Origin of the sequence: Amycolatopsis sp., from assembly GCF_035276945.1 — a bacterium.
Lineage (GTDB): Bacteria > Actinomycetota > Actinomycetes > Mycobacteriales > Pseudonocardiaceae > Amycolatopsis_E.
The window spans coordinates 63531-84416 of record NZ_DATELF010000116.1 but is presented as its reverse complement, the minus strand read 5'-3'; the positions used below and the strand labels follow the sequence as shown (position 1 = coordinate 84416).

Below are 20886 nucleotides of genomic sequence, written 5' to 3'. Positions count from 1 at the left end.
CGCCGGTTCCGTGTCCGTGCCTGCCGTTCCTGGCGGATGCTGCGCAGCGTCCGCTGCAACAACAGGTCTCCGCCCTCTGGTGGCCCGTCCAGCCACGCCTCCTGCGGCAGCCCGCCCAGTGCGGAATGCGCGGCGCGCAGCTGGGCCACTTCCGCACGGCACTGCGCGCATGAGGCCAAGTGCCGCTCCATGGCAAGCATCTCCTGCTGATCCAGCGCGGAAAGAACGTAGGCACCGAGCGACCGCGTATCGTGCCTTGTGGTCATCCGGTCACCTCCGGGATCGCGTGCTTGGCACCGAAAGTCTGGCGCATCGCCCTGAGCGCGTAGTAGGACCTTGACTTGACGGTGCCCGGCGGAACGCCAAGGGTCTGGGCGGCCTCGGCCACGCTGCGACCCCGGAAGTAGATCTCAGTCAGTACGTCCCGGTGCTCCGGCGAAAGCCGTTCCAGCGCGTCGAGCACCACCATCGAATTCACCACCGAGTCCGCATGATCACCCTGCACGGCCGGGGCCGCCGCTGATTCGGCGACCTCGGCCGGCCGGGCGGCCTTGGCCCGGTATCGATCGGTGATGATGTTGCGGGCCACCGTGAGCAGCCAGCCCCGCACCGATCCTTTGCCGTTGACGAGCGAGTCCGGATGCCGCCACGCACGCACAAGGGTCTCCTGTACGACGTCCTCCGCGGCAGCCCGGTCGCCCGTCAGGCGGGTCGCGTACGCGAGAAGCGCCCGCCCGTGTTCCGCATAGAGCGATCGGATCAACGCCTCGTCGGCCACCGCCGCGCGTTTTCGGCCCCACAACGCCGCCATCCGGTCACTCCTTACCATTCAAAGACGTTCAGTAACTGCCGTAGCTGCTGCCCGAGCCGGAAGCCGACGCGTTCGAAGTGGGCTTCTTGTCAGCGGAGACCTTGCAGCCGTTTTGCTCGATCGCGAACCACACGCCCCCGACGTTGTGGCCGTTGGCCTGGCCGGGCGCGGTGTCCTTCATGTACCGGTAGACGGGCCAGCCACCCACCGTGAGCTGCTCGGCGCCATCCGCCCGCTTGGTCTTGCCGACCAGCTTCGGGTCGATGCCGTTGATCTGCGTGTCCCCGTTGGCCGGCAGCGGCGGCCAGGTGGTCGCGCACTGACCGTTGCAGTTGGACACGTGCTTGTTCTTGTCGTCCTTGGTGTAGAGGTAAAGCGTCATGCCGTTCTGGTCGGTGAGCACCGTGCCGAGACCGTCGATGTTGGTGGTGTTGATCGCGCTCGCCGCTTCGGCGGGCGCGCTCGTCTCGCCGGACCCGCCGGCCGCCTTGCCCCCGGTGGCCGTCACGGCGAACCACGTGCCGCCCACGCCCTGGCCCTTGGCGTCGCCCTTCGCGGCGTCCTGAGCGTAGCGGTAGAGCGGCCAGCCGTTAATGGTCAATTGCTGGCTGCCGTCGCCGCGGGTGACCGTGCCGACCAGCTTCGAGTCGACGCCCTGGACGTCCACCGAGCCGCTGGCCAGCATCGGGGGCCATTTGACCGCGCAATCGCCCTCGCAGTTGGACTTCGGTGGCTTCGCGGTGTCCTTGTCGAACCGGTAGAGGGTCATTCCGTTGGCGTCGGTCACCACCTGGCCGACGCCACTGACCTCGGCGACGACCAGTTTCACCGAGTCCGCCCCGTTGGCATTGTTGTTGCCGTTGTTGCCGTTGTTGCCGTTGTTGCCGTTGTTGTTGTCGACGGCCGCCTGCTTCTGGACCGCGACCGGTGCCGTCGCGCCGGTGTCGCCGCCGTAGCCGCTGCAGGCGCCGAGCACACTGACGCCGAGCATGGTGGTGGTGGCCACCAGGATTTTGCGGGCAGACATTGGTTCTCCTTCAGAGGCTAGGAAAGCGGCCGCGGAGACCGCTGCGTTTTCCTCCTAGCACACGTCTGGCGCTCGCAACCGGTTCGAACCTTTTTACCAGCACTAATTTTCTGTCAAGTCTGTCGGAAAAATACCCTGGACGTGCGGATGGGGAGCGCATCCTCGAGCTGGATGCGCTCCCCGAACGGCGGCGCCTGGGGTGGTTACTCCTTACAGGTCTTGCCCTGGTTGACGCAGTTCACGAGGCGGGTCATGATCGCCTGGGACATGACGTTGGCGAAGTCGTCGTGGTCGGAGAACGGGTTGTGTTCCTCCTGCTGGAAGGCGTCCACTTTGTACTGCTTGTTGGCCTGGACATCTTGTGGAATGTTGTAGACCAACGTGACCCGCAGCTGCGGAATCGCCTTGAAGCCCTGCTTGCACTTGCCATTGGCGTCCGCGAACGCGACGTGCGTGCGGTGGTTGGCGCTGTCGATGTTCTTGCCGTCCCAGCAGCCCGGGAAGTCGTGGATCCGCTCGACCTTACTTCCCTGGGGGCAGATCACGTACTTGTTGGTGATCCGGTTCTCGAAGCCGGTGCAGGTCCAGGAGGCGCGGGCGTTGCCAGGGCCGTTGGTGGACTCCTTGGCGTCTCCGCTGAGCTCGCGGAGGAACTGCGGCATGGCGGTCACCGGGCCCACCGGGCTTCCCCGGAAGGTGATGGTGGCCTGCTCGGGCTCGACGATCGTGCCGTCGTTGTTGCCGATCTCCTGGTCCGGACCTTGCGGCTCCAGCGCGCCGGCCGCGCCGCCGTTGTTGCCACCGGCGTTGTTGTTCCCACCGGCGTTGTTGTTGCCACCGTTGTTCCCACCGGCGTTGTTGTTGCCACCGTTGTTGCCACCAGCGTTGTTGCCACCGCCGTTGTTCTGGCCACCGGCATTCTGGTTGCCGCCGGCCTGGACCGAGCAGTTGGCGAGGCCGTTGACGTTGAGGTTCGGCTTCTGGGCGACCCGTCCGATCGCGGTCAGCATCCGGTTGATGGCGGCCACTCGCTTGTCCTTGAGCGGCCCGACGATCGCGTTCTGCACGAAGTTCGGATCACCCTGGTTCTGGCTGGTCGCCAGCCGCTGGTCGGCATCGTTGATCTGCTGCTGGAGCAGCTGCAGGTTCTGGTTCACCTCGTTACTGGCCTGCGCCGGCACGTTCGACAGCTGGCTCGCCACGTCCGGGCACACGATCTGCTGGTCACCCGCGGCGTCCGAGTTGGCGCTCGGCGCGTCCGAGCTGCTGCTGGTGGGGGGAGCGGTGGCCGCCCCGCCGCCGGTGCTGTCGGTAGGGTCACCGGGGTTGCTGTTCTGCCCGCCGTTGTTCAGCCCGCCGTTGCCACCATTCTTGACCGCACAGGTCGCGAGACCCTGCTCATCCAGCTGCGGCTTGGCGCCGCCCCGGCCCATCGCGATCGCGATGCGATCGATGGTCGAGACCCGCTTGTCCTTGAGCGGCCCGAGAATCGCGTTCTGCGCGAAGTTCTGACCACCCTGGTTCTGGCTGGTCGCCAGCCGCTGGTTGGCATCGTTGATCTGCGTGTCGAGCAACTGCAGGTTCTGGCCGACCTCGGCCATCGCCTGGTCCGGCACGGTGGGCAGCTGGCTGGCCACGTCCGGGCACTCGATCTGCTGCCCGGCGTTGGCCTTCGCGGCCTGGTTCCGCTGGTTGTTCAGCTGCTGCTGCGCGTTGGCCGGGGCCTTCTTGGCCTGGTTGCCCGCCGCCGCGGCGGCGTTCTCCTGACCCTTGTCGATGCGGATGACAGGCCAGAAGTACGCGGACTTGTCTCCGTTCTTACAGGTGGTGCCACCGGCCAGGAGGCTCTGGTTGTTCGAGTCGGCGTTGGTCGTCAGGTTGCCGACGTAGTCGTGCAGGTGCTCCGCGCCGGCCTTGATCCCGGGTTGGGCGATGAAGTTGTCCCCGTTGAAGTGGCCATTCTGGTTCGTACCACAGTTCACGGTGAACGTCCCGGTGGACGCGTTCGCCTGGTTCTTCGGGGTCTTCACGTTGGCCGCGACCTTGGTGATGTCCACGAAATCCGCCGGGTTGGCCTGATCGGCGCCGGCTTGCCCGGTGTCGCTGGTCGTCGTGGCGACGACCATACCGCCGGCCGCCAGCGCGAGGCCGATGAGACCTGTCGCGATCTTTGTCCGGCGGCTCAGGCGGTGCCGGCCAATAGTGCGGGCCATTGACTATTCACCTCGTTTTCTGCCCAGGCGAAGAATCGCAGGGATGCCTGGGCATCGGCTGAAAGATGATCACTCTCGGGAAACGGCCCCCGTCCCGTCACCCAGGAATACGGATCATCTTGCCAAGTAGTTCAAAGCGAGATTCGCGCGTTATCTCACAGTAATAACACGCCTAGTGCTTTACACTGGCCAGCACCGTGCCGTCATCGGCCCTGACCTCGAACTTCTGGATCTGGTCGGGCACGAAGCCGGTACTTCCGGAGACCCGGAGCGTCTGTGGAATCGATCCAGCAGCGCCATTCCCGCCGGGCACCGTCCAGCCGGTCACCGCCTGCGCCTCTCCGGTCCACGAGATCGCGAACAGCTGGCAGCGCCTCGGCCCGGTCACACCGACCAGTTCCAGGGTGATGTCGGAGCCGAGGTTGGTGCCGTGCACGAAAACCGTGGCCTGGACCGGACTGCCGGGCTCGGTGCCGGAGATCGGATCACCGGCCGCCGTGCTGGCACCCGAGCCCCACGGGATTTCGGTCGAGACGGCCGCCTGCGGGCTGGCGCTGCCCTCAACCGTGCGGGACGGCACCAGCACCATGGCGACCAGCGGGCCGACGACGATGATCAGCGCCGCGGCGGCGGCCGCCATCCGCACGAGCAGACGGCGGCGGCAGCGGGCACCCGCCACTTCGTCGAGCAGTTTTCCCAGCTCGTGCGGCGCCGGCATCGGCGGAGCCGGCCAGTACTGCCGGATCTCGTCGAGGATCTCGGGCAGGTCGTAGAACTCGAGCAGGTCGAACTGGCAGTGCGGACACTCCAGAAGATGCGCCTCGAACACCGTGTTCTCGGTTTCGTCGAGCACACCAAGGACGTATGCCGCGACGTCGGTGTGCGTTACCCCTCCCACTTTGACCTTACCCCCGATCCCGCAAGGCCCGCCGTAGCGCGCGTACCGCATGGTAGATACGCGATTTGACGGTACCGGGCGGTACCCCGAGGGTGGCCGCGACCTCGTTCACGGTTCGATCACGGATATAGGTCTGCAGGATGGCCTCGCGCTGCTCGGGCGAGAGGTTCTGGAGGGCTTCGTAGACCACCATCGCGGCCAGCGTCCGGTCCGACTCGTCCGGCACGCCGACGGAGTCCGCGTCGGCCTCCTCGACCTCCTGCGGGCGAGCCTGACGGCTGCGCCAGCCGTCGATCACGATGCGGCGCGCCACAGTGTAGAGCCAGGCGCGCAGCATCTCAGGTTCCCTGTCGAGCTTGTCAGCGTTGCGCCACGCCCGGATCAAGGTCTCCTGTACGACGTCTTCCGCCCACTGCCGGTCGCCGCCGGTCAGCGTGAGCACGAACGCCAGCAGCGGGCGGCCGAACTCCTGGTACAACGCGGTGGCGAGATCATCACGAAGGCCCTGGCCTGGTTCGGCGTCGGCCTCGGGTCGAAGGGTTCGGCTGTGGCGTCCCACGGGGGACATCCTGCTGGCGAACAGGTTGTCCGTCCAGACCCAAAAAAGATGAAAACGATTTTGAACCGTGTCCTGCCGGGGCACGTATCACCCACCGAAGACCCCGACTGGGCGCCGACCCCCGCGGCGCCCACCACATAACTGTCCACTGTGGATGTTCACGTGTCCAGGGTGGGTTTGTTGTGCCCTTTTCCAGCACTTCCGTGCCTGGCCCCCGACAGGAAGGAAGTCTTCATGAGCTATACCCACAGGTCGTCGATACCACTCGCGATCACGGCCCTCGCCGTGCTCGCGAGTACTGTGGCCTGCACGAACGCCAGTAGCGGCTACCCCGGCGCGTCCGTGGACGCGATGGCGTTGCAACGACAGGCCCAGGCCGCGATACCGCCTGGGCTGTACTCCGACCGGGCCTTCGACCTGGGCTCCATCGTCGTGGACGGAATGGGCATGACCATTTACCGCTACGACAAGGACTCCAGCAACCCGCCCCGGTCCAACTGCGACGGCGACTGCGCCCAAACGTGGACACCTGTCCGTTCGGGCGACGGGATGAAGATCGAAGGCATCGACCAGTCGCTGGTCGGCGCGGTGACCCGGAGCGACGGAAGCGATCAGGTCACCCTCGCGGGCTGGCCGCTCTACCGTTACACGAAGGACGAAATGCCTGGTGAGACCGCCGGGCAGGCAATAAACGGCGCGTGGTACCCGATCACGCCGACCGGCCAGAAGGTCATGACCGCCGCGGACCCCGGGAAAGCCAATGTGTTCGGACTCTGAGCGGCGTGGCCGCCGGGGAGTTCTGCGCACCTTGCTCCTCGTAACTCTCATGACGCTAGGCCAAATGGCCGTACCGTCGTATGCCGCGGCGCAGAACGCGGCCGTACTGAGCGCCAGCGACCAGGATCTGCTCAACCGGGTCCGCCAGGCCGGGCTGTGGGAAATGCCGGCCGGCGCCATGGCCATGACGCGCGCGGACAGCGACGACGTCAAGCAAGTCGGGCGCGCGCTGATGGTCGACCACGGCCGGCTCGACGTGGCGGTCCGGGACCTGGCGGCGAAGTACCGCGTCACGCTCCCCGACCAGCCCAACAAGGACCAGCAGAGCTGGCTGAACGAAATGGTGAACGCGCGTAACGGAGCCGAGTTCCAGCAGATCTTCGCCAACCGGCTGCGCGCGGCACACGGCACGATCTTCGGCATCATCGGCCAGGTCCGCGCGGGCACGAAGAACGACGACATCAGGGCGTTCGCCGCCACCGCGAACCAGGTCGTGCTGCGGCACATCTCCCTGCTGGAGAGCACCGGAATGGTGGACTACGGCAAACTGCCCGATCCCCAGACGAGCACCGCCACCACCTCGGCGACCCAGTCGCTCAACATCGGGGGCGGTGCCCTGATCGCCCTGGTCGTGCTGTTCGTGGTGTTCGGCTTCGGCACCATCATGGTGCTCCGGATGGCCCGTTCCCCCAGGAAGAAGCGCATCCCCGCCCGGGTCGCTTTGGCCGAGCCTCAGCCGGAACCGTGAAGGAGGGGGCATGATGTCGACGATCGTTCTCGCGCAGTCGGCTGACACCGGCCTGCGCACCGTCGCCCAGTACTCGGCGCGGCTGTCCTACATCTTCATGTGTTTCACGCTGACCTGGGGAGTGCTCACCGCGACCAACTGGGTGCGCAACATCACCGGCCGGAAAGCGCTTCGCGGTTCGCACATGGTGATGGCCACGCTCACCCTCGCCTTCGGCGGGATACACGCGATGGCCTTCCTGTTCCTGTCCAGCGGTGCCCTGAGCTTGGCGTACCTGACCGTCCCGTACTTCGTGTCCGGAGCACTGGCCCGGCACGTGCTCGGGGTGGTCGGGTTCGAGCTGATGCTGGCCATCGCGCTGACCGCGGGCCTCTACCGCTTCACCTCCTACCGGCGGTGGCTGTACCTGCACCGCATCGCCTACCTGGCGGTCCCGATCACGGCGATCCACTCGTTCTTCGGTGCGATCGCCAACGGGAACCTCGCCCTGGACTGGCTGGTCGGAACCATTCTGCTCGTGCCCGTCCTGACCCTGACCGCGCTGCGTTTCCTGCCCACCCGGGCGCTGGAACGGATCGGCCTGATCGAGGAGCAGGTGTGAGGAAAAGACTGACGCTGCGCGGAGGTCCCCGGATCAGCGTGGACAACGACCGCTGCGAGCTCTACGGATTCTGCGAGTGGGAGGCGCCGTCGCTGTTCGAACTGGACCGCGAGGGCCGTATCAAATACAAGCGAACACTCGACGCCGAGGACTTCGACGAGGCTGCGATGGCAGCCCGAATGTGTCCCATGCAAGCCATTGTGATTAGGGGATTCTCTGATGAGTGACGGCGACAGAATCGTCATCGTGGGCGCCGGTGTCGCCGGCCTGCGCGCCGCGGAACGCTTGCGGGAGACCGGTTTCGACGGTGAAGTGATCATCATCGGCGACGAGGCGCGGCGCCCCTACCACCGGCCGATGGTGTCCAAGCAGCTGGTGACGGGCACGATCCGGCCGATCGACGCCTACATCAAGCCGTACATCGAGATCGACGCGCACTGGCGACTGGGCACCCGGGTCACCCACGTGGACACCAAACAGCGGACGATCTACCTGCCCGGCGGCGAGGAACTCTGGTACGACGGCCTGATCTGCGCCACCGGCGTGTATCCCCGGCACCTGCGGGGCGCACCCCGGCACGACCCGCGGGTCCGCGTGCTGCGGACGGTCGAGGATTCCATCGCGCTGCGCCGCGCGCTGACGACCAGCACCAAGCCCGCGGTGGTCATCGGCAGCGGGCTGATCGGCTGCGAGTTCGCCGCCAGTATGCGCTATCTGGGCCGCGACGTGACGCTGGTCGGGCACGCCAAGGCGCCGCTGTACCGGTTCGGGCCGATCGTCGCCGAGGAGGTCACCAAGATCCAGAAGGAGCACCGGGTCAACCTCGCGATGAACTCCGAGGTGCGGCACTGGATCAGCTCCAAGGAGGCCTTCGGCCTGCACCTGACCAACAACCAGCTGGTGGTCGCCAGCTGCGTGGTGCTCGCCATCGGCAGCGTGCCGTCGGTCGACTGGCTGCGCGGTTCCGGTCTGAACATCGACGACGGCGTGCTGTGCGACGCCTATCTGTTCGCCGAAGGTGCCGACGACGTCGTGGTGGCCGGTGACATCGCGAAATGGCCCAACCTCCGGTTCGACGACAAGCCACGGCGCGTCGAGCACTGGATGAACGCGGTGGATTCCGGGCGCGCGGCGGCGGAGAACCTGATGGCGGGAAGGCAGGCGGCGAAACCGTTCTGCCCGCTGCCGAGGGCCTGGTCGACCATTTACGACGTACGCCTGATGACGGCCGGATTGCCCGCCCTCGGCGACGACACAGTGGAGTTGAGCGACAACATCACCGGGTTCCTGCGGGCCGGCAAGCTGGTCGGTATCGCCGGCTGGAACCGGCCGCGTCAGATGCTGCCGTGGATGGCCGAGCTGGAACGCCGCCTTCCCGTGCCGGACACGGCCCCGGTCCCGGTCCCGGCCCCGGCGCTGGCTCCGGTCGACACGCTGCCCGACCCGTTCGAGGGCACCGACCCGCTGAAGGTGGAGGAGGACTGGCTGTCCATGCCGCTGCCCGAGTCGCTGCTGCGTGAGGCGGTCTGATGCGCGGAGCGAGCACTTCGAGCACGGAAACCGGTATCCCGGCCCAGAACGGGGAACCCGGATCGGAGGAGGATCTGCTCAACACGGTGCGGGGCCATCGGCTGGCCGAGATCCGGCGCGGCCGTGGCCTGACCCAGCACCACCTTGCCGAGAAGATGGGCGTTTCCCAGAGCCACGTCCACGAGATCGAACGCGGTACGATCGCGGGACGGGATGCCCTGGCGCACTACGCGCTCGCCCTCGGCGGCCGGCTCCGCCAGACCATCCACTTCGACGACGGGGACATCGCGGTCGTGGAGTGATCGCCGGACTGGGACGTGAAGACGCCCCAGTCCGGCGGAGTGCGTGAGGAGAAACTGTTCCGGGTCCAACGGGCCGGCCGGATCGACGTCGAGGGTGCGTTTCGATCCGGTCGGCCCGAAACCGTGTCCGGGGGCCGTTCTTCGGTCCAAAAGCGACTTTCAACCAGCTCCAGCCCGGTGTCCCGCAGCGTTTTCCGCAGCCTCTCGGCGACCCGGTCCGGGCCATCGAGCACGCCACGAACCCAAGCCAGCAAACGATTCCAGGCGCGAACACTGTTCGTAACACGACCGCTGTTCCAGAACGGAAACGGCGTTCGTGTCAAGTAGACTGCCGCTCGTGAACCTCCCCGTCCCTTGGCGCAGCACCGAGCCGGCCAGGCCGAGGCTGTCCGCCGACCTCATCGTGCGCACCGCGCTGGACATCCTCGTCGGGGAAGGCATCGACGCGGTCACCATGCGCCGGGTCGCACACGAACTCGGTACCGGTCCGGCCTCGCTCTACGCGCACGTGGCGAACAAGAGCGAACTGCACGATCTGATGTACGACCGCGCGCTCGGAGCCGTCGAGCCGCCCAAACCGGATGCCAGGCGCTGGCGTGCCCAGGTCAAGCGGCTGCTGAGCGACCAACTCGCCATTATGCTGGCCCATCCCGGCATCGCCAGGGTCACCTGGGCGACCATGATCCCGGTGGGGCCGAACGTGCTGCGCCAGGGCGAAACCCTGCTGGCGCTGCTGCGCGCCGGTGGCCTGTCCACTCGCCGTGCCGCTTACGCCGCCGACGCGCTCACCCTCTACACGAAGGCCTTCGCCTACGAGGCCGGCGTCTGGTCTTCCGGCGAACTCGATCAGGCGGAAATCGCGAAACGCGGTGCCCAGACGCGGGCGTATCTCGAGGCCAATTCCGAAGACTGGCCGAACACCCTCGGCGCGGGCGAACTCATCACCGCCGAAACCGCCCGGGAGCGCTTCGCCTTCGGCCTGGACATCATGCTCCGGGGCCTGACCCGATGACGGCTGCCGCCGCGCCCTTGGCCGGGCTCGTCTTCGCGGTCGACGACACCATCGAAGTCGGTGCGCCCGCCCTTCGGCGGCTCCTGGACGCCGGGGCGTTGTTCCTGGGCGAGCGGGAACTCGCCGGCCCGGGTTCGGCCGTCGCGGTCGCCTCCGGTATCGCCGACTTCGCCGTGGCCACCGGCGCCACCGTTCCCACCGGGCTTCGCGGCATTGTCGGGCTCAAGCCGACGCCGGGTCTCGTGCCGGTCACCGGAATAGTGCCGCCCACCCGGCCCTACGACCGCATGACCGTGTTCGCCCCGACACTCGAGCTCGGGCAGCGCGCCCTGGCCGTGATGACCGGCCCGGACCCCCGCGATCCCCGGAGCAGGCCGTGGCCGCCGTCGGTCCGCCTGGCCGCCCCGGACCGGCCGAAGATCGCGATCCCGGACGACTCCGAACTCGCACCGTTGGCCACGGAAGCCAAGTACGCCTTCCACGCGGCGGTCGGGCGGCTGCGCGGGTTCGACGCGACCGTGGAATGCGTCGAAGTCACGCCCTTCCTCGAGACCGCCCGGCTGTTCGCGGACGCGCCGGCCGCCGGCGAGGTCTCCGCACACCGGTTCGTCGCGGAACTCGAGCGCCTCGACCGCGCCAGAATGTCGTTCGCCGCGTCTCTGAAGCGCTTCGACGCCCTGCTGCTGCCGACGAGCGACACCGGCTTCGTCAACCTGTTCGACCTGGCCGCCGTGGGGGTGCCCGCCGGAAGGAAGGACGAGAACCCGCTCACGGTGAGCATCGTCACCCGCGGTTTCGAAGACCAGGTGGCCATCGACATCGCCGCGCGGCTCACCGGTGAGCAGGCGGCCACGCCGTATCCCACGGGAATCGACCTGGTCGCCGATCCGGGCCTGCGCGCCGAGCTGACCCACCTCGGCGCGCGCTCCGCGGGGCTTTGCGAGGGCTCCACCCCGCTGAGGGCAAGCCCCCCGCCCCCTTCATCGGAGTCGCGGGCCGGCGAGCGCTGGACGATCTCCGCCGCCGGCCTCGGGCAGCTCGCGGCCACCCGCCCCGGCCGAGGCTGGCGGCTTTACTCCTGAGGCGTGTCCGCCGTCTCGCGCTGCGCGTCGCCGAGGATGTCGGCCGCCCACTCGGTGACCTTCCTGGCCACGTCCTGCGCGGTGAGCCCGACCCGGGCGAGGACCTCCTCGCGCGTGCCGTGGTCGTGAAAGCGTTGCGGCACCGCGAGATCCCGCAACGGCACGTCGCACCCGGCGTCCCGGAGCACGGCCGCGAGCGCGGAACCGAATCCGCCGTGCCGCCCGCTGTCCTCGACCGTGACCACCAGCCGGTGCTCACCGGCGAGCTTGACCAGTTCGGCCGGCACCGGCAGCACCCACCGCGGATCCACCACGGTCACCCCGATGCCCTGTTTCGCCAGACGTTCCGCGGCGGACAGGCCGAGCGAGGCGAACGCGCCGACCGCGACCAGCAGCACGTCCGGGGCGGTGACCGGCTGGCGCATCACGTCGATCACGCCCGTCCGCAGCACCGCCGGGATCTCCTCCGGCACGCTCCCCTTCGAGAACCGCAGCGCACTCGGGCCGTCCGAGATCGCCACCGCCTCGCGCAACTCCTCACGGAGGGTGCGGGCATCTCGCGGGGCGGCGACCCGGATGCCGGGCACCATGCCGAGCAGGGAAAGGTCCCACATGCCGTGGTGGCTCGGCCCGTCCGGACCGGTGACCCCGGCCCGGTCCAGCACCACCGTGACCGGCTGCCGGTGCAGCGCGACGTCCATCAGCAGCTGGTCGAAGGCCCGGTTGAGGAACGTCGAGTACACCGCGACCACCGGGTGCAGACCACCCATGGCCAGGCCCGCCGCCGAGGTCAGCGCGTGCTGTTCGGCGATGCCCACGTCGAACCAGCGGTCGGGGTGGGCGTCGGCGAACTTCGCCAGCCCGGTGGACCGCAGCATGGCCGCGGTGATCGCGACCACGTCGGGCCGCTCCTCGCCGATCGCGGCCAGTTCGTCCCCGAACACCGAGGTCCACGACAGGCCCTTGGGCTTGGGCAGCCCGGTCTCGGGATCGATGGGGTCGGTCTGGTGCATCTGGTCGTGGCCATCGTTGACCGCGGGCGGGTAGCCGTGGCCCTTCTCGGTCACCGCGTGCACGATGACCGGCCCGCCGAACGCCTTGGCCACCTGCAGCGCCTTCTCCAGCGCGAGCAGGTCGTGCCCGTCGACCGGGCCGAGGTACTTCAGGCCGAGGTCGGAGAACATCATCTGCGGGCTGAGCGCGTCCTTGATGCCCGCCTTCGCGGCATGCAACGCGGCATAGATCGGCTTGCCCACGACCGGCGTGTGCAACAGCAGTTCGCGCCCGCCGTCGAGCATCCGCTCGTATCCCGGCTGCAGGCGCAGTGAAGCCAGATGCTCGGCGAAACCGCCGATGGTCGGTGAGTAGGAGCGGCCGTTGTCGTTGACCACGATCACCACCGGGCGGCCCGGCTCGGCGGCGATGTTGTTGAGGGCTTCCCAGCACATGCCGCCGGTGAGCGCGCCGTCACCGACCACGGCCACCGCGTGCCGCCCGCCGCCGGCCAGCTCGAACGCCTTCGAAAGTCCATCCACATAGGACAGAGCGGTGGAAGCGTGGCTGTTCTCGACCAGGTCGTGTTCGCTCTCGCCGCGGATCGGGTACCCGGCCACCCCGCCGGTCTGGCGGAGGCGGTCGAATCCGGCGTGCCGGCCGGTGACGATCTTGTGCACGTAGCTCTGGTGCCCCACGTCGAAGACGATGGCGTCCCGTGGCGAGTCGAAGACCCGGTGCAGCGCGATGGTCAGCTCGACCACACCGAGGTTGGGGCCGAGGTGCCCCCCGGAGCGGCGCACCCTGTCGATCAGGAAGTCGCGGATCTCCCCCGCCAGCAGCTGAAGCTGACTGTGCCCCATACGCTTGAGGTCGGCCGGTCCGTGCACTGACTCCAGCAAAGTCACATCTCACCTCACCGCTCGATCGGGCCGTCCGCTCAGTCTAGGAGAGGGTGGCAGGTTTTCGCGCGACCGTCACGACCTCCGCCCGCACCGGCCAACTCACCATCCGTACTGCTGGTATGTTAGCTCCGGGGATTCGCTGCCCCGCCGACGGTTCGCTGGTCGCCGACGTCGACGAGGGAACACGGAAGTCCTGCGCTGTTTCGGCAGGCCGGCCGGCAACGACGTGGGCCGCGTGGTCGACACCGTTCGATCTCCAGGCCGAGACCGGTCCGCTGATTTCCGCCGCACGTCTGGAAAAGGTGGAGAAACACGTCGAGACCGCGCTTGCGGAAGGTGCCGTGCTCCGCACCGGCGGAAAGCGCCGCGCTGGGCCTGACCGGCACCCTGCTAGAACGGCAGGTTCGTATGCGACAAGGCGATGGAGATCACCGCACAGAGCACGGCGATGATCACGACACCGAGCGTGCCGGCCAGGAGCAGGCCGGTGCCGAACGACGTCCATGGCAACCGCGGCGGGAGAAGCTTGAGCACGGCCCCGACCACCATGGCGCCGATCACGACGCCCAGGAACGCGTCGGCGTACTCGCCTCCGTGCCAGCCGATGTCCGCGAAAAAATTCGCTGTGTAGGCGAGCACGACCAAGACCAGCAGCACGAACGGCACCATGAAGCCCGCGAACGCCACTCCTGGGCGCTTCGGGTTTCGCTGACCGAATTGGCTCATCGCTCCTCAGTGTGGCAAGCCGCACAGCGGTCGCACCTGAGCAAAACTACGCGGTTGTGTCGCCGACCGGCCGATCGCCCAGGTCGAGGGTGAGTTCGATCACCGGGACGGGCACGTCGGGCCGGCGGGCGGGCAGGTGCAGGACGAGTGCCCCGGGCGGTCCCGCGTCACGCAGGTGCGGAAGGTCGCCGTCCTCGTCCACGACGCTGAACCGCACTTCGGACCCGTCGTGGAGCATCGACGCATAGCGCGTCCGGCTCCCGAGTCCCGCGCAGGCGAGGGTGCCCGACTGCCAGCCGAAGACGTGCACGAACAGGCGGTTTCCGGACCGGGTGAGGCGGCAGTCCGGTGGCGGGACGACGTCCGGCACCGGGCCCGCGCCATAGATCGAGTCGGCGTGCGAGGTGGTCCATGATCCGATGGCGTCGAGCATTTGCCTGGCTCGTGGTTCGAACTTGCCCCGGCCGTCGGGGCCGATGTTGAGCAGCAGGTTCCCTCCCTTCGAGACGCAGTCGACGAGGATCCGGACGACCTGGCCCGGGTCGAGCCACTCCTGGAAACCCGGCGCGTAGCCCCACGAACCGTTGAGCGTGCGGCACGCCTCCCAGGGCACCGGCCGCCCGTCGGCCGAGGGCTGGGCGTGCGGTGACGCCTCTTCCGCGGTCGCGAAGTCCTCGCTGCCGGGCAGATCGAGCCGGTCGTTGAGCAAGGTGTGAGGGCTCAGCTTACGAACCATCTCGACGAGGTCGTCCGCCCGCCAGTCCTCCCGGCCCTTGCCCACCGGCACCCGGTGGTCGTCGGCGTAGGAGAAATCCAGCCAGAGCAGGTCGGGCTGATGTGCCGTGAGCAGTTCCCCTACCTGGCCGTGCAGGTAGTCCACATAGCGGTCCAGGTCGCGCCCGGCGTTCAGTTCCACGAGATCGGCGCTACCGTCCCAACGGGGATGCCAGCCGTCGATGGTGAAGTCGGGGTGGTGCCAGTCGATCAGGGAATGGTAGAAACCGACGCGAAGCCCCTCGGCGCGGAACGCCTCGACGAACTCCGCGACGAGATCCCGGCCGGCGGGCGTGTTGGTCGCCTTGAAGTCCGTGAGATCGGAGTCCCACAGGCAGAATCCCTCGTGGTGCTTCGTGGTCAGCACCGCGTAGCGCATGCCCGCCGCCTTCGCGTCCCGTGCCCACTGACCGGGGTCGAACCGGTCGGCGCGGAAGTTTTCGAAATAGCGCCGGTATTCGGCATCGGTGAGCCGCTCGCGCTGCTGCACCCATTCGTGCCGGGCGGCCAGCGAGTACAGGCCCCAGTGCACGAACAGCCCGAACCTGGCGTTGGTGAACCAGTCAGTGCGATCCGCCATGGTCATCTCCTAGGCGCGGGTGAGGCGGAGAGTGAGGATCTGGAACGGACGTAACCGGATCGTGCAGGAGCCGTCCGCGGCCAGGGTGAGGAGGGAATCCGGGCGTTCGAGCAGATCGATGATTGCCGCCGCGGCAAGGGGAAAACCCGCGCGCACGGTCGCGGTGGCCCGGCCGCCGAGCGATTCGTACAGCCGGACCACCACGTCGCCGGACCGGTCGTCGGCCAGTTTGACCGCCTCGACGACCACGGCCGGGTTGTCCACGGTCACCAGCGCCGGCGGTGGTGCTTCCCCCTCACCCGAACCGTTCGGCGGCACGGCCACCCGCAACGGCAGGTTGAGCGCGTACCCCTCCGCGACCGCGTCCGCGATGGACGCGGCGGGCAGCAGAGAATACGTCATCCGGTGCGTTCCCTGGTCGGCGTGCGGGTCGGGGCTGTGCGGAGCCCGCACCAGACTCAGCCGCACCGTGGTCGTCGTGCCGCCGTCGTCGCGGGTGGCACGCGTGACGTCGTGTCCGTAGGTGGAGTCGTTGAGCACGGCCACGCCGTAGCCGGCCTCGGCGACGTGGATCCACCGGTGGGCGTAGATCTCGAACCGGGCCGCGTCCCAGCTGGTGTTGGCGTGGGTCGGCCGGAACACGTGCCCGAACTGGATCTCGGCGGCGGACCGGTCCGCGTGCACGTCGATCGGGAAGGCCGCCTTGAGGATCTTCTCCGACTCGTGCCAGTCGATCTCGGTCACCACGTCGATGCGGCGGCTGCCCGCACACAGGCGGATGGTCTGGGTGAGGCGGGACGCGCCGAACAAGCGGACGACCCTGATCTCGCCGGCCAGCGGGCCTTTCTCGACGGTGGCGATCGACTCGGCGGCGGTCAGGTCGACGTGGCATCGCCGGTAGTGCTGGTCGATGTCCCAGGCATCCCACTCGTTCGGCAGGTCCGGGTGCAGTTGCAGGACGTTGCCACGGCGACCGGGCGGCAGCACCTCCCGGCCCGACTCCAGATCGAGCACCGACGTGAAAAGGCCGTCGTCATCGAGCGTTACGCGGACAAGGCCGTTGTCGAGCACTCGATCGTTCACGTTGACCGGCGCGAAGTCGTGGACCTGCCCGACCGGCGCGGCACCCAGGGCAGGCACCGTGGCATGGACGGCCACCTGCCCGTTGCTCAGCGGCTGGGCGCCCCTGAGGTCCACGCCGGGATCGACGGTGAGAACTTCGGCACGCGAGCGCGGACCCGCGTTGAAGACCCACGGAAAGGGGGCGCCGACGGCGGCCATCGCGTCCGCGATGATTCCTTCCAGCGCGGCCTTCACCGCCACATAGGCGGCTTCCGCCTCCTTGTGCACCCACGCGATGGAGCTTCCGGGCAGGATGTCGTGGAACTGGTGCAGCAGCACGACCTTCCACAGCCGGTCCAGTTCCTCGTACGGATAGGTGAATCCACTATGGACATTCGCGGTGGCCGCCCACAGCTCGGCCTCCCGCAGCAGATGCTCGCTGCGCCGGTTGCCCGCCTTGGTCCGGGACTGCGTGGTGTAGGTGGCGCGATGCAGTTCCAGGTACAGCTCGCCGGACCAGACCGGAGCGTCGGAGTACTCCGCCTCGGCCGCACGGAAGAACTCGTCCGGCGGCTCGATGACCACCTTCGGGGATCCTTCGAGGTCGCGAAGCCTTCGTGCCTTCTCGAGCATCTCCCTGGTCGGGCCACCGCCGCCGTCGCCGTGTCCGAACGGGGCGAGTGATCGGGTGCCGCGGCCCTTCTCCGCGTAGTTGCGGACCGCGTGTGCGAGTTCCTCGCCCGAAAAAGTAGCGTTGTAGGTGTCGACGGGCGGGAAATGGGTGAAGACCCGGGTGCCGTCGATGCCCTCCCACCAGAACGTGTGATGCGGCAGCTTGTTCGTCTGGTTCCACGACAGCTTCTGCGTCAGCAGCCAGCGCATCCCGGCGAGCCGCGCGAGTTGCGGGAACGCGGCGGTGTAACCGAAAGAGTCCGGGAGCCAAACGCCTTCACAGGCCACACCGAACTCGTCGAGGAACAGCCGGGACCCATGGATCAGTTGGCGTGCCAGCGCCTCGCCGCCCGGCAGGTTCGCGTCGGGCTCGACCCACATGCCGCCGACGGGGATCCACTGGCCCGCCTTGATCGCCTCGGCGATGCGCTGGAAGATCGCCGGGTACCGCTGTTTCACCCAGACGTACTGCTGCGCCTGGGAACACGCGAAGACGAATTCGGGGTACTCGGCGGCCAGCGCGGTGACGTTCGCGAACGTCCTCGACGTCTTGCGGATGGTCTCCCGGACCGGCCACAGCCAGGCGCTGTCGATATGCGCGTGCCCGACCGCGGAGATCGTGTGCGCGCTGGCGTGCGCGGGCTTCGACAGGGTCTCGGCGAGTTCGGCCCGCGAGGCCGCCGCGGTGCCCGACACGTCGTGGACATCGAGCACGTCGAGCGCGCGTTCCAGCGCTCGCAGGATCTCGTGCCGCCGCGGATCTCCGAGATCCAGTTCGGCCATCAACTCGCTGAGCACCTCCATGTCGAGGCCGAGGTGCCAGACTTCCTCGTCGAGGAGCGCGAGATCGGCCCGCGCCAGCCGGTACAACGGCGCGTTCCCCGCGGTGGCCCGGTCCCCCAACGGGGTCGGCACGAAGCCACCGGCCAGGATGTCGGGATTGGCCGCCGCCTCCATCAGCAGCCCGACCGGCTCACCACCCCGGCAGGGACGCGCGACCGGGACGTAGCAGTTGCGCGGTGCGATGCCCTTGACCGGCTCCCCCGCGAGGTCGTAGACCAGCGCCTCGGCCTGGTTGCCGGGCCAGTCCCCGACGAATCCGAGATCGATCACGGCCTCCGCCCGGCCGCCCGCCCAGCCCGCCGGCACGGTGCCGGTCAGCCGGAACCAGCTGGTCGACCACGGTGGTCCCCACGGCATGCCCGGTTCGAACGGCCGGTACTCGGCGGCGAGCGCGGCCGTCACCGGCACCGGCTCGCCCGGCACGTGCCAGACCTCGACCTCGAGCGGTACCGACGCGGCATATTGTGCGGGCCGGATGCGCTGGCTCAGCGCGCGCCGGAGCCGGCCCTCGACCAGTCGCCGATCGTCGTGCATCGCAACTACCTCCTTGAACTGCCGCCGATCATGGCCGGAGATAGGCCAGCTGGGGAATCTTGGCCAGGTAACCGTCGAGGATCCGGCGGGCGACGGTGACCGAGTCGATGAGCGGATGGATGGCCAGGGCCTTGACGGCGGCGGTGCGTGAGCCGTGGGTCGCGGCTTCGATCACCGCCCGCTCGACGGCCTTCACCCCGCAGACGAGCGCCTGCGCGTAGTCCGGCAGTTGCTCGATCACGACCGGACGGGGGCCGGCGGCGTCGACCACGCACGGGACTTCGACCACCGCGTCGGAGTCCAGAATGGACAGTGTGGTGTGGTTGCGGACATTGAGGATCAGGGTAGTCCGCTCGTTGTGGGCGATCGCCCGCATGAGGGCGAGTGCCACCTTTTCGTAACCGCCCGAGGTGAGATCGTACGGGTCCCTGCTGCCGGCGCCCGCCGCCTCACGGCTTTCCGCGCCGTACGTGGCTTCCCGCTCGATCCGCGCCGACTCCCACGCGTCCAGCGCGGATTCCGGTTCCCGCCACGCCGCCCGGTAGAAACGCCGCTGCTGTTCGGTCAACACCGCCCCACGGCTCTTCGGCGCGTCCCTGGCGGCGGCGACCGCCTCCCGGGTGAAGTAGTAGTAGTACAGGTACTCGTTCGGAATGGCCCCGAGCGTGCGCAGCCAGTCCGCGCCGAACAGCTTGCCCTCCTCGAACGAGACCAGTGCCTCGGGGTCGTCCAGCAGGCGCGGGAGATGGTCGGACCCGCCCACCCGCACGCCACGAAGCCAGCCGAGGTGGTTGAGGCCCGCGTAGTCGAACCACGCGGCCTCCGGGTCCACGCCCAGGGCCCGGGCGACCCGGCGGCCGAGCCCCACGGGAGAGTCGCAGATGCCGATCACACGGTCCCCAAGGTAGGGCGACATCGCCTCGGTCACCATGCCCGCCGGGTTGGTGAAGTTGATGAGCCACGCCTCGGGCGCGAGTTCGGCTACCCGCCGCGCGATGTCGAGTGCCACGGGCACGGTGCGCAGGCCGTAGGCGATGCCGCCGGCGCCGACCGTTTCCTGTCCCAGCACCCCCGCCTCCAGCGCCACTTGCTCGTCGGTGACGCGGCCTTCGAGCCCGCCGACGCGGATCGCCGAAAAGACGAAGTCGGCACCCAGCAGTGCCTCGCCGAGGTCGGTGGTGATGGTGATCTTGGGCGGGTCGGCCACGCCCGCTTCCTGCCGGACCAGCACGTTTCCGATCGCGGCAAGCCGGGCGGGATCGAGGTCGTAAAGCACCAGGTCGGTCACCCGGCCGGGCTCGCGGTCGACCAGCAGGGCCTGGTGCACCAGCGGCACACGAAAACCGCCGCCGCCCAGAATCGTCAGCCTCATACCTGCTCCCTCGCGGGTTCGCGCGCGACCGCGATGACCTCGACCTTCGCCTCACGGAGGGCAGCCGAGGTCGCCGAATCGGCGGGCGCGTTGGTCACCACCACGTCGACGTCTTCCGGGCCGCAGACCCGGGCGATCCCCCGGCCGGGGAACTTGTCGGCGTCGGCGACCAGCACGACCTGGTCGGACGCGGCGATCATGGCGCGCTTGAGCGGAACCTCGACCGTGGTGGTGTCCATGACCGCGCCGTCCGGCCGTACTCCGCTGGTGCCGAGGAACAACCGGTCGGCGTGCACCTGCCGCAGGTTGTCCTCGGTCAGGAAGCCGACGAGCGAGTTGTAGCTGCGCCGCAGGATGCCGCCGAGCAGCACGATCTGGACGTCACGATCGTCCTTCAGCTCCTCGTAGACCGCGAGGTTGCTGGTGATCACGGTGAGCGAACGGCCGTGCAGCCTCCGCGCCAGCCGATGTGCGGTGGTGCCGATGTCGAGCAGGACGGCTTCGCCATCCTTGATCAGCTCCGCGCACTGGTGCGCGATGGCGTCCTTCTCCTCCACCCGCACCAGCGCGACCTCGGCGAACGGATCGTCGGTGTCGGCCGCGGCCACCGCACCTCCGTGGACCCGCGACAGCCTGCCCTCCTTGTCGAGCTGGACCAGATCGCGGCGGATGGTCGCCGCGCTGACGCCCAGCCGCTCGGCGAGGACACGCACCGGCGCGGCACCGTCCGTCCGCAGTGTCCGGAGGATCAACTCTCGGCGTCGCTCGGGAAACATGAAGCGACAGTATCAGTCAGAATCGATCAAAGCTATGCACACTTGCGATCGACTATTGCCAAATCTGACGCGAAGGCGCACGATTTTGC

21 protein-coding genes are annotated in these 20886 nt (G+C 68.3%); 9 read left to right on the top strand and 12 right to left on the bottom strand.

The annotated features are described in order from the left end of the window. The 6 genes from VJT49_RS21405 to VJT49_RS21380 form a co-directional block, all read right to left on the bottom strand. Window positions 1-266: zf-HC2 domain-containing protein (locus VJT49_RS21405; protein ID WP_324166660.1), on the bottom strand; the 266-nt coding region annotated here is incomplete at its 3' end. Beyond that, window positions 263-811 carry a sigma-70 family RNA polymerase sigma factor gene (locus tag VJT49_RS21400; protein ID WP_324166659.1) on the bottom strand — a complete coding sequence of 183 codons (549 nt, stop codon included), beginning with the start codon at window positions 809-811 and terminating at the stop codon, window positions 263-265. The genes VJT49_RS21400 and VJT49_RS21405, both read right to left, overlap by 4 nt. A 28-nt stretch (window positions 812-839) precedes the next feature. Then, window positions 840-1838: an SCO0930 family lipoprotein gene (locus tag VJT49_RS21395; protein WP_324166658.1), complete on the bottom strand. Its 999-nt coding sequence runs from the start codon at window positions 1836-1838 to the stop codon at window positions 840-842. Window positions 1839-2041: 203 nt separating this feature from the next. After that, complete coding sequence (locus tag VJT49_RS21390; protein WP_324166657.1) at window positions 2042-4051, bottom strand: DUF1996 domain-containing protein; 2010 nt, start codon at window positions 4049-4051, stop codon at window positions 2042-2044. Between the two features lie 172 nt (window positions 4052-4223). After that, entirely contained in the window at window positions 4224-4949 is a 726-nt protein-coding gene (locus tag VJT49_RS21385; RefSeq protein WP_324166656.1) for a zf-HC2 domain-containing protein, read from the bottom strand. 7 nt (window positions 4950-4956) lie between these two features. Beyond that, a complete protein-coding gene (locus VJT49_RS21380; RefSeq protein ID WP_324166655.1) occupies window positions 4957-5508 on the bottom strand; it encodes a sigma-70 family RNA polymerase sigma factor in 552 nt (183 codons plus the stop codon). 234 nt (window positions 5509-5742) lie between these two features. Between VJT49_RS21380 and VJT49_RS21375 the strand changes: the two genes are divergently transcribed. From VJT49_RS21375 to VJT49_RS21340, 8 genes are all read left to right on the top strand, one after another. Further along, on the top strand, window positions 5743-6285 hold the full coding sequence (locus tag VJT49_RS21375; RefSeq protein ID WP_324166654.1) for a hypothetical protein: 543 nt from the start codon (window positions 5743-5745) through the stop codon (window positions 6283-6285). 64 nt (window positions 6286-6349) lie between these two features. Further along, window positions 6350-7033, top strand: a complete 684-nt coding sequence (locus tag VJT49_RS21370) for a DUF4142 domain-containing protein (protein ID WP_324166653.1) — start codon at window positions 6350-6352, stop codon at window positions 7031-7033. A gap of 10 nt (window positions 7034-7043) precedes the next feature. Continuing rightward, entirely contained in the window at window positions 7044-7634 is a 591-nt protein-coding gene (locus tag VJT49_RS21365; protein WP_324166652.1) for a ferric reductase-like transmembrane domain-containing protein, read from the top strand. Further along, window positions 7631-7861, top strand: coding sequence for a ferredoxin (locus tag VJT49_RS21360; protein ID WP_324166651.1), 231 nt, complete (start codon window positions 7631-7633; stop codon window positions 7859-7861). Before VJT49_RS21365 ends, VJT49_RS21360 begins: the two co-directional genes overlap by 4 nt. Continuing rightward, on the top strand, window positions 7854-9164 hold the full coding sequence (locus VJT49_RS21355) for an FAD/NAD(P)-binding oxidoreductase (RefSeq protein WP_324166650.1): 1311 nt from the start codon (window positions 7854-7856) through the stop codon (window positions 9162-9164). Before VJT49_RS21360 ends, VJT49_RS21355 begins: the two co-directional genes overlap by 8 nt. Next, window positions 9164-9466 carry a helix-turn-helix transcriptional regulator gene (locus VJT49_RS21350; protein ID WP_324166649.1) on the top strand — a complete coding sequence of 101 codons (303 nt, stop codon included), beginning with the start codon at window positions 9164-9166 and terminating at the stop codon, window positions 9464-9466. Before VJT49_RS21355 ends, VJT49_RS21350 begins: the two co-directional genes overlap by 1 nt. Before the next feature lie 337 nt (window positions 9467-9803). Next, window positions 9804-10478: a TetR/AcrR family transcriptional regulator gene (locus tag VJT49_RS21345; RefSeq protein WP_324166648.1), complete on the top strand. Its 675-nt coding sequence runs from the start codon at window positions 9804-9806 to the stop codon at window positions 10476-10478. Beyond that, the gene (locus tag VJT49_RS21340) at window positions 10475-11560 is read left to right on the top strand and encodes an amidase family protein (RefSeq protein WP_324166647.1); all 1086 of its coding nucleotides are present in this window, start codon (window positions 10475-10477) and stop codon (window positions 11558-11560) included. The genes VJT49_RS21345 and VJT49_RS21340 overlap by 4 nt, the downstream gene beginning before the upstream one ends. On the opposite strand, the gene dxs is transcribed toward VJT49_RS21340, so the two are convergent. Beyond that, window positions 11551-13461, bottom strand: coding sequence for a 1-deoxy-D-xylulose-5-phosphate synthase (gene dxs / locus VJT49_RS21335; RefSeq protein ID WP_324166646.1), 1911 nt, complete (start codon window positions 13459-13461; stop codon window positions 11551-11553). The two genes, VJT49_RS21340 and dxs, sit on opposite strands and share 10 nt — an antisense overlap. Before the next feature lie 116 nt (window positions 13462-13577). On the opposite strand from dxs, the gene VJT49_RS35370 reads away from it, so the two are divergent. Continuing rightward, a complete protein-coding gene (locus tag VJT49_RS35370; protein ID WP_414636051.1) occupies window positions 13578-13910 on the top strand; it encodes an aldehyde dehydrogenase family protein in 333 nt (110 codons plus the stop codon). Here the strand turns inward: VJT49_RS35370 and VJT49_RS21325 are convergent. From VJT49_RS21325 to VJT49_RS21305, 5 genes are read right to left on the bottom strand one after another with little or no spacing between them, the layout of a single operon-like run. After that, entirely contained in the window at window positions 13849-14184 is a 336-nt protein-coding gene (locus VJT49_RS21325; protein ID WP_324166645.1) for a hypothetical protein, read from the bottom strand. The two genes, VJT49_RS35370 and VJT49_RS21325, sit on opposite strands and share 62 nt — an antisense overlap. A gap of 46 nt (window positions 14185-14230) precedes the next feature. After that, a complete protein-coding gene (locus VJT49_RS21320; RefSeq protein ID WP_324166644.1) occupies window positions 14231-15538 on the bottom strand; it encodes an alpha-L-fucosidase in 1308 nt (435 codons plus the stop codon). A 9-nt stretch (window positions 15539-15547) separates the two neighbouring features. Continuing rightward, entirely contained in the window at window positions 15548-18649 is a 3102-nt protein-coding gene (locus VJT49_RS21315; RefSeq protein WP_324166643.1) for an alpha-mannosidase, read from the bottom strand. A 28-nt stretch (window positions 18650-18677) separates the two neighbouring features. After that, window positions 18678-20021, bottom strand: coding sequence for a 6-phospho-beta-glucosidase (locus VJT49_RS21310; protein WP_324166642.1), 1344 nt, complete (start codon window positions 20019-20021; stop codon window positions 18678-18680). Beyond that, window positions 20018-20797 carry a DeoR/GlpR family DNA-binding transcription regulator gene (locus VJT49_RS21305; RefSeq protein WP_324166641.1) on the bottom strand — a complete coding sequence of 260 codons (780 nt, stop codon included), beginning with the start codon at window positions 20795-20797 and terminating at the stop codon, window positions 20018-20020. Before VJT49_RS21305 ends, VJT49_RS21310 begins: the two co-directional genes overlap by 4 nt. Window positions 20798-20886 lie beyond the last annotated feature (89 nt).

What these genes read in the sequence shown, in the direction of transcription:
- VJT49_RS21355 (WP_324166650.1), top strand. Translation starts at nt 7,854, where the DNA reads ATGAGTGACGGCGACAGAATCGTCATCGTGGGCGCCGGTGTCGCCGGC.
- VJT49_RS21320 (WP_324166644.1), bottom strand. Translation starts at nt 15,538, where the DNA reads ATGGCGGATCGCACTGACTGGTTCACCAACGCCAGGTTCGGGCTGTTC.
- VJT49_RS21325 (WP_324166645.1), bottom strand. Translation starts at nt 14,184, where the DNA reads ATGAGCCAATTCGGTCAGCGAAACCCGAAGCGCCCAGGAGTGGCGTTC.
- VJT49_RS21340 (WP_324166647.1), top strand. Translation starts at nt 10,475, where the DNA reads ATGACGGCTGCCGCCGCGCCCTTGGCCGGGCTCGTCTTCGCGGTCGAC.
- VJT49_RS21400 (WP_324166659.1), bottom strand. Translation starts at nt 811, where the DNA reads ATGGCGGCGTTGTGGGGCCGAAAACGCGCGGCGGTGGCCGACGAGGCG.
- VJT49_RS21350 (WP_324166649.1), top strand. Translation starts at nt 9,164, where the DNA reads ATGCGCGGAGCGAGCACTTCGAGCACGGAAACCGGTATCCCGGCCCAG.
- VJT49_RS21305 (WP_324166641.1), bottom strand. Translation starts at nt 20,797, where the DNA reads ATGTTTCCCGAGCGACGCCGAGAGTTGATCCTCCGGACACTGCGGACG.
- VJT49_RS21390 (WP_324166657.1), bottom strand. Translation starts at nt 4,051, where the DNA reads ATGGCCCGCACTATTGGCCGGCACCGCCTGAGCCGCCGGACAAAGATC.
- VJT49_RS21375 (WP_324166654.1), top strand. Translation starts at nt 5,743, where the DNA reads ATGAGCTATACCCACAGGTCGTCGATACCACTCGCGATCACGGCCCTC.
- VJT49_RS35370 (WP_414636051.1), top strand. Translation starts at nt 13,578, where the DNA reads ATGTTAGCTCCGGGGATTCGCTGCCCCGCCGACGGTTCGCTGGTCGCC.
- VJT49_RS21365 (WP_324166652.1), top strand. Translation starts at nt 7,044, where the DNA reads ATGATGTCGACGATCGTTCTCGCGCAGTCGGCTGACACCGGCCTGCGC.
- VJT49_RS21395 (WP_324166658.1), bottom strand. Translation starts at nt 1,838, where the DNA reads ATGTCTGCCCGCAAAATCCTGGTGGCCACCACCACCATGCTCGGCGTC.
- VJT49_RS21310 (WP_324166642.1), bottom strand. Translation starts at nt 20,021, where the DNA reads ATGAGGCTGACGATTCTGGGCGGCGGCGGTTTTCGTGTGCCGCTGGTG.
- VJT49_RS21370 (WP_324166653.1), top strand. Translation starts at nt 6,350, where the DNA reads ATGGCCGTACCGTCGTATGCCGCGGCGCAGAACGCGGCCGTACTGAGC.
- VJT49_RS21315 (WP_324166643.1), bottom strand. Translation starts at nt 18,649, where the DNA reads ATGCACGACGATCGGCGACTGGTCGAGGGCCGGCTCCGGCGCGCGCTG.